Source organism: Rhodococcus sp. 27YEA6 (assembly GCF_044908235.1).
GTDB classification, from domain to species: Bacteria; Actinomycetota; Actinomycetes; order Mycobacteriales; family Mycobacteriaceae; genus Rhodococcus_F; species Rhodococcus_F qingshengii.
Genome location: NZ_JBIYCY010000005.1, coordinates 1 through 12,716, shown reverse-complemented (window position 1 = coordinate 12,716; position 12,716 = coordinate 1). Strand labels below are relative to the sequence as shown.

General features: G+C 60.9%; 14 protein-coding genes. 10 read left to right on the top strand and 4 right to left on the bottom strand.

Annotated features, from left to right (window positions below):
- The first annotated feature begins 19 nt into the window (after positions 1 to 19).
- The 3 genes from ABH939_RS15085 to ABH939_RS15075 all read left to right on the top strand — a co-directional run bounded on the left by ABH939_RS15085 (position 20) and on the right by ABH939_RS15075 (position 2,138).
- On the top strand, positions 20 to 904 hold the full coding sequence (locus tag ABH939_RS15085; protein ID WP_063316365.1) for an SCO6745 family protein: 885 nt from the start codon (positions 20 to 22) through the stop codon (positions 902 to 904).
- 176 nt (positions 905 to 1,080) lie between these two features.
- On the top strand, positions 1,081 to 1,761 hold the full coding sequence (locus ABH939_RS15080; RefSeq protein ID WP_063316364.1) for a hypothetical protein: 681 nt from the start codon (positions 1,081 to 1,083) through the stop codon (positions 1,759 to 1,761).
- 35 nt (positions 1,762 to 1,796) lie between these two features.
- Positions 1,797 to 2,138, top strand: a complete 342-nt coding sequence (locus tag ABH939_RS15075) for a hypothetical protein (protein WP_404649769.1) — start codon at positions 1,797 to 1,799, stop codon at positions 2,136 to 2,138.
- Here the strand turns inward: ABH939_RS15075 and ABH939_RS15070 are convergent, their stop codons facing one another.
- Positions 2,139 to 2,579: a QsdR family transcriptional regulator gene (locus tag ABH939_RS15070; protein ID WP_404649872.1), complete on the bottom strand. Its 441-nt coding sequence runs from the start codon at positions 2,577 to 2,579 to the stop codon at positions 2,139 to 2,141.
- 200 nt (positions 2,580 to 2,779) lie between these two features.
- Positions 2,780 to 3,526: a hypothetical protein gene (locus ABH939_RS15065; protein WP_404649768.1), complete on the bottom strand. Its 747-nt coding sequence runs from the start codon at positions 3,524 to 3,526 to the stop codon at positions 2,780 to 2,782.
- Between the two features lie 691 nt (positions 3,527 to 4,217).
- On the opposite strand from ABH939_RS15065, the gene ABH939_RS15060 reads away from it, so the two are divergent.
- Both ABH939_RS15060 and ABH939_RS15055 read left to right on the top strand, forming a co-directional pair.
- The gene (locus ABH939_RS15060; RefSeq protein WP_404649767.1) at positions 4,218 to 4,853 is read left to right on the top strand and encodes a hypothetical protein; all 636 of its coding nucleotides are present in this window, start codon (positions 4,218 to 4,220) and stop codon (positions 4,851 to 4,853) included.
- Positions 4,854 to 5,163: 310 nt separating this feature from the next.
- On the top strand, positions 5,164 to 5,742 hold the full coding sequence (locus ABH939_RS15055; protein WP_404649766.1) for an ATP-binding protein: 579 nt from the start codon (positions 5,164 to 5,166) through the stop codon (positions 5,740 to 5,742).
- 434 nt (positions 5,743 to 6,176) lie between these two features.
- Here the strand turns inward: ABH939_RS15055 and ABH939_RS15050 are convergent, their stop codons facing one another.
- Both ABH939_RS15050 and ABH939_RS15045 read right to left on the bottom strand, forming a co-directional pair.
- Complete coding sequence (locus ABH939_RS15050) at positions 6,177 to 7,142, bottom strand: GMC oxidoreductase (protein WP_404649765.1); 966 nt, start codon at positions 7,140 to 7,142, stop codon at positions 6,177 to 6,179.
- On the bottom strand, positions 7,060 to 7,824 hold the full coding sequence (locus ABH939_RS15045; RefSeq protein WP_404649764.1) for an NAD(P)-binding protein: 765 nt from the start codon (positions 7,822 to 7,824) through the stop codon (positions 7,060 to 7,062). Before ABH939_RS15045 ends, ABH939_RS15050 begins: the two co-directional genes overlap by 83 nt.
- Positions 7,825 to 8,538: 714 nt before the next feature.
- Here ABH939_RS15045 and ABH939_RS15040 point away from each other — a divergent pair.
- The 5 genes from ABH939_RS15040 to ABH939_RS15020 form a co-directional block, all read left to right on the top strand.
- The gene (locus ABH939_RS15040; RefSeq protein WP_404649763.1) at positions 8,539 to 8,994 is read left to right on the top strand and encodes a hypothetical protein; all 456 of its coding nucleotides are present in this window, start codon (positions 8,539 to 8,541) and stop codon (positions 8,992 to 8,994) included.
- Between the two features lie 936 nt (positions 8,995 to 9,930).
- A complete protein-coding gene (locus ABH939_RS15035) occupies positions 9,931 to 10,500 on the top strand; it encodes a hypothetical protein (RefSeq protein WP_404649762.1) in 570 nt (189 codons plus the stop codon).
- Positions 10,497 to 11,357 carry a hypothetical protein gene (locus tag ABH939_RS15030; protein WP_404649761.1) on the top strand — a complete coding sequence of 287 codons (861 nt, stop codon included), beginning with the start codon at positions 10,497 to 10,499 and terminating at the stop codon, positions 11,355 to 11,357. The genes ABH939_RS15035 and ABH939_RS15030 overlap by 4 nt, the downstream gene beginning before the upstream one ends.
- 10 nt (positions 11,358 to 11,367) lie before the next feature.
- Complete coding sequence (locus tag ABH939_RS15025) at positions 11,368 to 12,156, top strand: hypothetical protein (protein ID WP_404649760.1); 789 nt, start codon at positions 11,368 to 11,370, stop codon at positions 12,154 to 12,156.
- A gap of 232 nt (positions 12,157 to 12,388) precedes the next feature.
- On the top strand, positions 12,389 to 12,716 hold a 328-nt coding region (locus ABH939_RS15020), incomplete at its 3' end, for a transposase (RefSeq protein ID WP_404649759.1).

Genomic DNA, 12,716 nt, shown 5'->3' with positions numbered 1-12,716 from the left:
CCAGCATGAAGGACTATCGATGACCTCGATCGCACCAGAAACCGCGCGCCGCGTCTTCCGTGGAGCCGAACCGATACACGGCATGATCTACTTCACCCCTTTCGGCGCGGAAGCATATGCCGCACTGGGCTTTACACACCCTCGAATGGGCTACTTCGCTTCGCGGTCTGCGCCCATGGGCGCAGTAGCGGCTGAAGTCACCATCGCTACGTTCTTCAACTTCAACCCCGAACTGGTACACGCGGTGCTGCCGGAAGCCTGGACAATCGCCACCCCCGAACAGATCCTCACCGCTCGACTCGACGCTGTCGACCGTTCGCTGCGCAAGGCCTGGGGAGAACATGTCGACGGCACCGAAGTTCGCGAAGCTGCCGAACTCGCACGTCGAGCCGCGGAACGCGCCTGCAACAGACCACAAGGGCGACCCCTGTTCGGTGGGCACGCATCATTGCCGTGGCCTGAGGAGCCTCATCTCGTGTTGTGGCATGCCCAATCCTTGCTCCGGGAGTTTCGCGGAGATTCTCATGTCGCACTTCTTCACGCCGAGGGACTCAACGGTGTCGAAGCGTTGGTAGTCCACGCCGCAACCGGTGATGTTCCTGCTGCTGCTCTGCAAATGAGCCGGGCATGGGACAACGATCAGTGGGCGGAAGGCGTCGAAGGTGTGCGGGCGCGTGGATGGCTCGAAGACGGCCCCGAGCTTCACCTGAACGAGGTGGGTCGCGATCGCCGGAAGCGGGTTGAGCATCAGACCGATGTGCTGGGGTCGTACCCGTACGAGGCGATCGGAGAGACCGGATGCAGTCGACTGATCGAAATCTCGGAACGTCTCTCCGGTGAAGTGATCGATGCAGATCTCGGATTTCCGGCAGCACTGGCAGCACGTCGCCGATTGCGTGCGTGACAGCAGGTCGTGAGTGTCGAACGTGGCTGGTGGTGATACGACGAGGGTGTCACCACCAGCCCCTTCACACAATTATCGCCGAAGTCGGCTGCGCCCCCAATCTGCACAGTGAGAAGGCATCCGGATGAGACTGCCGTTGTGCCGAATTCTCCGGCGGGATGGGTCAAGATGGCTAGATGTGGAAACAGGCACTTGGGTTTGCTTTGTTCGGTGCGACCGTTGCCATCGTCACGGCGGCGCTGACACAGGGATCGGCACAGGCGTCCGCCACGATCACCCTCTTTTCGGGTGGCACCACAATCTCGGGCTTCGCGGGTGAATCGCAATGGACCTGGCCCATCGAGGCTGCGGTGATCGGCGCCCTTCTGGGCGCGCTGACCGGGTTCGTGCTCCGCCTCGCGGGCGTGCGAATCTCCGGAGGCCAGGACAATCGAATGGTTCCAACTGTGGTGGCAGGCCTCGCAGGCGTCACGCTTGGGTTGACGCCCCTGTTGGTCTTGATCGGCATGGCATTCACCGGGTCGGTTGATATCGGATGGTCCCCGCTCCTGGTCTATGCCGTCAGCGGTCTCCTGGCGTATGGCATTTCGGTCGCCGCCGTGTTCGGAGTCCTTCGCGCTGCCGGGGATCGACTTACTGTTCGCACGACGCGAGCGGTGGCGGCGATGCTTCCGGTCGGGGCGTTGGCGGCGACGACTGTAGGTGTCGGTACTGCGTGGAGGCTGGGCTTTTCCACCACCACTCCCACCTGGATCGCGGTCGTACTGCTGGTCGTTCTCGTATTGGCCATGACGTTCGTTGCGGCCCGGGCGTGGGCTCTACGGATTCAGCCTCGTGACTTACCAGAAGTCGCATAGGCAGTGGGACGATTGATTCGGACGGGTGCATCGAGATGAGGGGCGAACGAATCTTCGCGGGACTCGTCGTCGGCCTCCTACTGGGACTGTTCGGCTACCTGCCATTGGTACTCCTGTGGCAACATTTCGCCGATGTCCCGAAGCCGCAGCTGTATCCGAACCGTTCGTTCACGTCGTTCGGGCCCAACCCACCACCACTCACCTACTGGATAAGTTGGGCGGCGCCTGCCGCCGTGTTCGTCTTGCTCGGACTTATGACTATTCCCAGTCGTACCGGCCGGCAATTTACATTGCCATTGGTGCTCGCGTTCCTGCCGGTCGCGGCAATGGTGGCGTGGTTCTGGATCTCGATGGAACTGTTCTTCAGCCCCGACTGATCACTCACTCGGCTGCGTATCGCGAACCCCACTGCGCGCACGCGCAATGGCGCCCTTGTTGCGCAATGCGATCCCCTGATGCACCGCAGCAAGTACCAATGCCAGCACTGCAGCAGGGAGGCTCCCCACCATCGACAGCAGAGAAGGCATATCAGAGCTGAAAGCTGCAAAGAAACCCAATACTGCAGCGCAAAGCATTGTCGCCGAGACGATCCAGGAAACTAATGGTCGTGGGATCACGGCTGGAATGACGCGCAGATATGCCATGTCCTCGACGGGCAGGTCGGGCCGAACCTGCTCTGGTATTTCGGTTTCGATCATCCTTCGCACGAATTCGACCATCGTGCCCTGAATCGGCCCCAGTCCAGTTGTGAGTATGCACAACGCCGTTTGCGGTTCGCGAGTCAATTGACGGAAACACCCCAAAACCGCAGCCGGCACGAACGCTGCCAATGCTGCACCGATCCAATTACCCAGTACGACGTCGGCGTCGGACCCGGCGTCGCCAATGGATCAGCAATGTCCAACGCGCGGGAAGTGCGGGAGCGCCAGAACTGGAAATAGAAAGAGCCCCAACGCTAGTCCCAGGACGACGCCCCGCCACACGCTCAATCTCCGGCGGCGAGGCGTCTCCTGGTTGCTCATGTTCTACCTGGCTCCGGTTCCCGACTCGACAGTTCCGTCGCCGTAGACGAGGTACGGGCGGCCTGCCAGATGGCGTGGTCGACCTCCCACGCAGTGACTACCCGCCCTGTTTCCTCGCTCAGCACCTGAGCGATGTCACGAAGGAGCAAGCGCGCGGAATCCGGTGTTGTTTCCGCTCCGTGGCGAGCGAGCCACCGCAACACCATCCGATCGGGTTTGACCGTGTCCTGGTGCCCGATCAGCATCCACAGATAGCCGCGGCGCACACCCGCACCGCCCTCACCGGGAACTTTCCGCAACGCAGATTCGACCGCGTCGAGCCGGACTGTGTCGGTCAGTAGCCGGCGGGCATCGTCGAGGGTGAGCACTCCGTGTTCACGCAACACCTCCGCGTACCGAAGAACCGCGTCAGCCTTACATATGCCGCCACGTGTCGAAGTGTTCTGCCGGTTCTTCGTCGTCTCCACCAGCGCTTCCACCGAGGTGTAGCGATCGAGAAATGCATCGAGCGGGACCGGATCTGCCGCCTCCGGCACCGACATCTCCACGGACGGTGATTCCACATCGAAGTCCGCCGCAACCCGACGGACCACGGGCACAACGTGATTGTCGTAGTGCGCACCGATGCTGTAGACCGCGTCGAGCACACAGAAGCTCACGCTCACCCACCGACGCTCCCGGGGCTTAGGGTCCAGCTCACGAACAGCGGCCACCAGCCGCGCAATGCCTTCATCACTGTGCATGCGGCGTACCGTAACCGACCAGGCAGACACACCTACACACCACGCCTGCCCATTTCACCCATGTTGTCGTCGTGGGCGTCCCACGAAATGCGCCCCACACCAAACAAATACCGAAACCTACTGACACACAACATTATTCAAGTACACCCAAAATGAGCCCCACCCGACGCGGCACCACTCCCCACACCACCGAACCCGAACACCCCGCCGGCAACCAAAACCGCCGGCGCCCCACACACCCACAACAACCGCCCCTGGGGACGGATCATTCACAAGGGCGGCTGGGAATCGCAGCACGCACCACCATCTGCGCAACCGACTCGGGGCCACCAAAGCAGCGACATCGGATCCACGCAATGATGGGCGAATCGCCGGAGCAGGCGTAGTCACCCCAGCAGTTGTGACGCCGGAGGTGTCGGGGTCGGTGCCTGTCACAGTCGAGGTACCGGAATCGTCAGCGCATTCCGCAACAAGGCTCGCGAAGGTGCCCGATGTGAGGATTGGCACCGCGCCAGCCTTCCGGCGGCGTCGGCCTACTACTTCGGGGGTCATCGCACACATCTTGCGGTCGGTGTTCAAGCTTTTGAGGCTCGAGGTCGGAGACGATCCTGCCCGCTGAGAAGCTCGATGCCGTGCTTGTACAGCGCCTGCCTCACAGCGGGGCGACCTGGGAAATGACTACCATCGTGAGATGAGCTATGACTTCTGGCTTTTGCCCGCCGAGCACTGCCAAGACGCCGCAGCTGCCCGTGCCTTCGCACTGGCCCAGGACGAGGCCGACGAACCGGCGACATTGATCGCCTCCAACCTTGCCGCGGACATCAGCGCAGACCTGACGGAAGAACAGGGCTTCTTGTCGGTTACTCCATTGAGTGGAACCGGCACCGCGGTGTTTGTTCCATCTCCGTGGCGACGCATACAGGATGCTCGCGATGTGATGGTGCCTCGAGCATTCGCCGCCGACTATGGCATGTATGACTCACAGCTCGACATAGTGCTGAGTCCGCGCGGGTCGGTCGCCGGCAGGTTCTCGACCTCTCGCGAAGGGACCTTTCCCACGATCACTCCAGATTTAATCGACCACTTCGTTGGAGCAATGAAAGTGGACGATTTCGTCGTCGTCGAAACCAGTGACGAGGTCTACATACAAACCACACGCATCGATATCAAGGCCTTCGCCGTTGAGCACCGAGCAGGATCTGCAGACCAGCATTTCGGTACCGAAGCGGTAAAGGCGCCGGAGGTCGTCGACATGATGAAAGCGTGGCTGACGAGTGGCGATGTCGCGATCACCGATCAACACTCGTGGACCAAAACTGCTCTGTAACAAGAAGTCCCAAATGGAGCACAGCCGGTGTCGGCTGCCGCCGACTACGACCGGTAGATGCGGGACCTGGGCGATTACGATCGAGCATTTGGAGTCCAATTCCCTTGTACTGCATCGTGTAATGATGATTGGTGCAATGATGGGCGCCGCGTATTCGGGAACCGGCGCCGCGGCTGGCCGAGCAGGCACGCAGCGACGGATGGAGTCACGAGGACTACCTTGCGGCCGTGCTGTCGAGAGAAGTCACGGCTAGAGAATCGTCCCGTACTCAGAACCGGATCCGATTGGCCGGATTCCGACGCGAAAATCATTGGAGGAGTCCAACTTCGACTATCAACCGTCACTCAGTCGAGAGATGGTGGCATATCTGGGAACTGGAGTCTTCTTGACGCAGGCGCGCAATGTGGTGCTTCTGGGGCCGCCGGGCACTAATAAAACGCTTCTGGCGATCTGGTTGGGGATCAAAGCGGCTCAGTCCGGACATCGCGTTTCATTCGCTACCGCCGTCGATTGGGTGACCAGCCTCAAAGCCGCACACACCGGAGGAAAGCTACCTGCAGAGTTGGCGCGGCGACGGCAAATAGGGTTGATTCTCGTCGACGAAGTCGGCTACATCCCGTTCGAACAGGATGCCGAATTCGTAGCTTGTTATCCGATCCCCCTGATGGCCCTCTTATTGCGTCGGCGCCGCAGCAAACCCCTCGACCAGGGACCACGCATGAGGCTCGCCCACACGGGCGACGGTCCCGATCGCGGCACCGTCGGCCACTCCAGCTCATCGCGTTCCCTTCGACGGAATCGGCAGTTCGCCCGACAGCGGCGACTCAGGTCGAACCACTCACTGCACGCAGCACGAACCTCACCCACCGCAGCGCCAGACGGCCCGTAACGTCGAGGTGTAGGCATCCGGGATCACTTGCCCGGCATCTACCGGCCTCGTCGGTCCCCTGCATTGCGTGGCCGTCGAGGTCGCCCGCACCCCGCCCGCAACGTGCACGGACGAATACGTGCAGGACTCGACCCGTAAGGCTCCAGAGAGTAGGGAAATGTTGGCGAGAATCTGCTCCCGAATCTCGTTCGCCTCTGCAACCCGGGCACACTTCATCGGGCGGGTTCGCGCGCATCTCGTGGCGCAGCTGAGAAAGGCAGTTTCGAGAACCACGCCGCTGATCTGGGGGGGTAGCGCCATCCTGTCCCAGCTCTGTGATTGCGAACCCTTGACTACGCTGCATGCCGGCCGCGGCGCTTCGCCGACAAACAGGATGGACACGGAAACCGCTGCAGTACAATGACTTCTGTTTCTTGCAGTGGACACTGGTTCCGTCAGAGGTAAGTGGTGAGGATGTTGTCCATGCACCGCTCTGCCATCGCGGTAATCGTCAGAGCGGGATTGACCAGAGCAGACGCCCCAGGAAGCAGCGCGCCGTCGATCACGAACAGATTCGAATATCCCTCGACCTTGCCCTCGAAATTACAGGCCTGCCCCATCACCGCGCCGCCCAGTCCATGCCATGTGCAACCTGAACCGAAATCCCCCAAGCGGGTGTAAATGGGGATTCCCGTCACGGGCGAGCGGAATCGGGTTTCGGTGCGGTCGTGGAAACGGCCCGCAAAGTTCCGCGCGCGTGCATCGACGTCACTGTTCGCCTCACCATAGGGATAGTTGAGTTCGGCTCTACCCGAAGCGGGGTTGTAGTCGATGCTGCCACGCTCATTGGTGATGACCTGGATCAGATTGGCCATAGTGCTGCCACCTGCGATATCAGGGAAAGGAGAAGCCTCCCACGAGATGGAGACCGGCCCCTCAGGGTTGTCGTCGTCGTACATAACCGCGGCACCGGGTCCGCCTTGTTTGGCACCGCAGTCGCGCCGCAGCAACGTTCGCGAGAGGAGGAAGTCGCCGTTGGTTCCGTATCCCTTACCGACCTGGTCATTCAACCGAGGCAGAGTGCCCTTCGCCTTCGCAGTGACCAAAAGAGAGGTGGTGTAGAACGAACCAGCAGCCATGAACACATAGTCAGCAACAACTGTCGTACGCTCGAGCACCGCACCCGACTCGTCGATTCTGTTGACCGACACCTCGAAGCGGCCTTGCCCGGACACCTCCCGGATTTCGGTCACCTCGTGCAGCGCACAAATCATCACATTTCCGGTTGCCTCTGCGGCCGGCAAGTAATTGCGGTCGACGCTGTTCTTCGCGCCGGAATTACTGCCGTACGGACCTTCGCTGATCGAGTACGACGCAGGCGCGCGCCCTCCCAACTCGTCGCGGACGACATCCCAGTCCACACAGAAATCGTGAAGTACCGGTTCGCCACCGAAGTCCTCGATGTAGTCGAGCCAGGCGCGCGCCGCGGTAGTTGGGGTGGGCGAGTAGATCCGCGGGCAACGGCGAAGCGCCCAGCATCCCCTTCGCGCGGGGGTAATAAGTACGGTCCATCTCTCCGTAGTCGATCTGCGTAGGAAAGACCTGGACGAAGTCCTGGCGCCGAGGCTGCGGGGCAAATGCACCAAATGCGAGCGACCCGCCACCGACTCCAGAGCCGTAGAGGGCGTCGATCCCATTGCCCCGCACTCGATCGATGAGACCGGGGTAGCGGTCGATGTGCGTGAACTTGGTCAGCGGATTAATCGGCGGATGATCTGCAAACCATGCAGAGCGGCGATCAGGCTCGTTGATCGTGCAAAACGTGGAACCAGCGGGGTCGATCGGCCACCGGCGCCCGCGTTCGAAGACCGTCGTCCGTACACCCGCCTGCCCCAGTCGCAGCGCAGCCACCGCCCCACCGAATCCACTACCGATCACCACCGCAGTCTTCTCTCGGCGCATCTGCACAGGCGTTTGCGCCTGCGCGCCCGCCGGCGACCCGAGAGCTTGACCAGCAGCGAACGCCCCGAGGCTGAGCGCGGCACCTCGAAGGGCGGATCGGCGATTCAGCGTTGACGGATAACGCGATTCGTTGATGGGCATGCCGGAAATGTACACGCTTTCGCACCTGATGGGAGGCCACCGCGACTCAAAAGTGAACTGCCCTAGCAATTCCGGACGGGACGCCGATGTTGCAAGCGGTTCACTCGCCTCGCCGTCACGCACCCAGTAGAGATGAAGCAGACCGTAACCGTCGACGCGCCGGGTCGGATCAGCCGTGTAGGACGCCGCTCGAGGATCTGTTCTCCTCGCCGCGGCCCGCGGATTGAGTCGAGGCTACCGAGGTCCTACAGCCGAAAGCTCAGCGGTACAGGGAGCAATAGGCGTCGACGGACGGCACCTCGACCCACTTCGACCAACGATCGCCCCAGCGGTGCCGCCATGACCTGGTAATACGACAGGTCCCCCGCTTCCTTATGCCGCTGGCGACATAGTTTCCTGAGACACCGCTTGCGCATCCGATGACCAAAATCACTGATACACAACATCACTCAAGGCCATTCGAAGTCGTGCCTCATACCGCCGCTCCCGGCGCGTGCCACTCCCCCACACCACCGAACCGGAACACCCCGCAGCCGGCACCTAAATCCGCCGGCGCCCCACACACCCCCAACAACCACCCCGGGACATGCCATCACCGCAGTTCAAAGGCATAAAGCGCACACTGGGACGCCCGCACCACTCCCGAGCACAAGGCGCGATACCCCGTGGCAGGCTTAACGGTGGCACCGGGGCTGCGCACTGTACAACTAACCAATGAGGAGCTACGCCAATCGCCATCACACACTGATCGTGCTCACCGTGATGGTTGTTGTAGTGGGCTCGCTGTGGTGGACGAAAACGATCGCCTTCACCCGATCACTAGCCATTTCCTTCAGTTCCGAACCGTCCGAGCTCGTTCCGCGCGGTGGCCCCGCGGACATCACTCCCACAATCGTCGCCAGCTTCCCGTTCTCCGAAGAGACAGTGAGCCTCGTCGCGGACAGAATCGTCAACACCCACGGCGGCAACACATCCGACTACGAATCAACCCTCACCATCACCGACACAATTGATTTCGCCGGAAAAGTCGTGACAGCACGCGGACGAACACCGCTGTCCACCCAACGGATGGCGAACTACGGCGCACAAGCACTGAGCGAGCTAATCAACGAAGCCACCTTCGCACGGACAGGCCAAGCAAACGTTTCCTTCATGGTGCTCACCCTCTAGATCACCGCTGCCGTCAGCCGAGCGCGCAGGTCGGGTGCCCGGTCACCGTGAAGGTGAGTCCCGCCGCTCCCCATACGCCAACACCGCCATCAACCCCACAATCACAACGGTCTCCGCCCACGGAAGCCACGACGGCACAAACCGATAAGAGAACAGCACGAAGACGCAGGTAACCAGCGTGAGAACACACACGACACTTAAAACGACACGAAGCACCCACCGGGCCCACTGCGCAGCTCTCCCGTATGTCGTCACCCACGCACCATAAGCCTAGAAGCGAAGTGATACCGCTACCTGCTGTTCAATCCGGCGAATGCGATCCGACGAGGAGTGATGGCCGGGGCCCGTTGGGCCCCGACGTTCTGATTCTGGAGTCCACCAGGCTGTCTGACGGCCGGAACGCTCGCCTGCCGAATACCCGGTGGGTGCTCCTGGCGAGACATTTTCGGCGATCGCCGAAAATGTCCTTTCGGCCGAACTTTCATTCCAAGGAAAATAACTTTATCCAGACATCCCTTTGAAGTATTCGGCATATATCTATAATTCCCCAATGAATGACCCTCCGGTTAATAAGTTTAATTCGATACATACGGCAGTTGCCATTTCCCTTGTAGGAGATTTATCTTTATCCATCGACCGCACCGACTGAAACGGGCGTCGAACTGCATTTACCTAGGCCCACACACGGAGACACGGACCCCCTCAACCTTCTTGACCTGTATAAACTGCGAAATTGGGTGAGGCTCGCCAACTCCCGGTAGTCGCGCCCGAATCAATAAAGACCAAAAGGGTTGCATTTCCCGAATGCACTCGCTAATCTCGGAAATACGCCCAGCGAAACGAAATCGACTACCGGACGAATCGTTAGCTGACAGCTCACCTCTCCTCGAGAGACTGATTACCGATAATCCTACAAGGGAGACAAATATGCGAAAAATGAAGCTCATCGTGGACGGATTCAACTGTATAAACGGCGTCGAGAACGTCCTCCCATGGGGAGTCGAGGCCAACACCGTCAACCTCGACTTCGGCCGGTTAGCAGACATCATCGCAGCACGGATGCAGGAACCGACGATCGCTGCCGAGATCACCGTCCACGTAGGGATCACCGACACGCTCCGCGATCCCGGCCGCTACCGCCACGAACGTGCACGCTACGACCGGTGGGGACGCGACGGCCGCGTCACCGTCCGGACTCGGACCCTCGCCTTCAACGCCGCCACCGGCAAGAGCACCGAAAAGGGCGTGGATACGGCGTTGGCGATCGACCTGATCCGATCACAAGAATCCGGAAAGTACGACGACGTCAACTTCTTCAGCGCCGACAAAGATCACGCCCCTGCATTGGAAGAAGCCTTCAGGCCATTCGGGGCGCGAGTCAGCCTCTCCAGGTGGGAAGGGCAGACCGGACTCTGGCTGCACGACAAGAAGATCTGGTGCCACAACCTCAACGCCACTGACCTGGCCAAATGCTCCATCAACCACTACAACAAGGCGGCAGCATGACCACCACCGGAGCTCCCGACGCAGACACCCTCGGCTGCGCGCACCTACTCTCCGACTACCTCAGCGAGCAGAACACCCAAGCCCTACCTGACACAGCCAGGCAAGCCACGGTCGTGACCGCCTACGCCGAAACCGTCTGGGCGCGTCTCGAACCCCACATCATCGGCGCAATCAACGCGGAGCACACGAACCCACGCGAGTCCGACGTCTGGGTCGCCGGCGAAGGATACTTCCTGGGCATCATCGCAACGAGGGCTGAGCAAGTCATCGACGCAGTCCTGGCAGCGGGAGCACTACACTGGGCTGGACGGGGCGCTCCAGAATGGGCAGTCCTCGAACAAGGCGCTGATGTTCTCTCCCGCCTGTGGACCCTGACCGAATCACCGCAGGTCGACACCCACTTGTGCGAAGCGCATGCCAGTACAGCCAGCTGGACCGAATTATCTAGCTACAGCACGACATTCGGGTCACCGGTTCGACTGCACCCTCTGCACATGGAGTTCCGTTCCGGGATGGTGTTCGACACCCGACACTGGGCGGAGAGCGAAATCGATGCCGGCCCTCCTGGGGAAGATTTTGTGCTCGACATCATCGCAGCCGGCGCAGCGAACGCACGCTGCGCCATCCCCAGCACCCCAGTGACACGACCAGACCTCTCTGCAACACAGCACCGTTCAATTGCCCAGCATCCACACGGCGACGAGGTCAGCCGACTACAGGCCCATGCCGCCGCCGAGCTCGTCACCCAAGCTGCCACTGCACTGTGCAGAGCATTCCACCACTCCACAGGAGACCACACATGGATGAATTTCAGTCAGGACATCACACCCTGGCTGGTCGCTACAGCCGGCACATGATCGGCCAAGCGTGAGCACCGCTGCACCGGCCCTCGCGTACTCGCGGGTGGAGTTGACCGAACTTTTTCTCGAGGCCCTCCCCGAAGACGGGAGTACCCGCTCGAACAAGGCAGTCCGCGAAGACCTCGGCATCGAGAACCCGGAGTTCTACTTCTCTCTCCGCGACGAACTCCTCGTTGGGGGCCTCGTGTGTCTGGGCCGCGGGCAGGGTGGCACGGTTCGGCGAGTCATCGACGTGCCGGCCGAGGTCGCTGTCGCACCGTTTCCCATTCAACGTGAAGGGAGTTTGTACGAGCCGATGGCCGAGGTGATCCGCGGTCCACGCTCCCGGGACCTGCGCTCCGATCTGGTCGGCGTCGAAGTCACTGCGTATCAAGGCCGTAGGAATACGGGTGGTTTGTGGTCACGTCCGGACATCACCTCCGTCGAGGTCCGCGCATTCGGGTACGTTCCCGGGAAGTGGGTCGACGTCACGACTTTCGAGGTCAAACCAGCGGACAGCATCAACGTCTCCGCTATCTACGAGGCCAGAGCGCACCGCACGTCAGCGACACACGCGTACGTGGTCCTGCACGTCCCGGAGGGGACCGTCCCCGACTCTCCGCTCGACGACATGTTGGCTGTTGCGCGGGGGCAGCAAATCGGAGTCATCACAGTCGAGGATCCGGCTGACTATGACACCTGGAATGAACTGGAGGTCGCGCCTCGCGTCGTCCCCGATCCGGCACTTCTGGACAACTTCATCGCAACACAACTTTCACCTGCCCTGCGTGCCAAGCTCTCCCGCAGCATCCGCTGACGTGTGACCTGCCCCAACTTTCGTTACCCCTGCCGATGTGAAGACCAAGCCGGAGCGGATGGGTTCTCGAAGCATAACTCGTACTCGATCGGTGAACACATAATCGATCTGCGCATGCCACCTCTGAATCGAACCGGAGTTTCCGGAGACTTCATCCTTTGGGAAAGATGGAGTCACGTCGTCAGCAACGAACAAAAGGTACCCGCCCGAACTGCGTGAGCGGGCAGTGCGGATGGTCGCAGAAGTCCAACACGAGTACCCGTCCGAGTGGGCCGCAGTCGAATCCGTGGCCGACAAACTCGGTATCGGAACAGCGCAAACGCTGCTCAACTGGGTCCGGAGAGCGCAAACCGACGTCGGGATGCGTCCCGGCGTGACGAGCGAAATGGCAGCGGAGATGCGCAAGCTTCGCGCTGAGAATCAGGAACTCAAGCGTGCCAACGAAATCCTGAAGTCGGCATCGGTTTATGTGGGTGATCGATGTCAAGTGCCCGTGTCGTCGAGTCGCTGGATAAGTCCGTCGAAGACCTTCTGCCGCCCGATCTGGCCCTTGTCTGCGG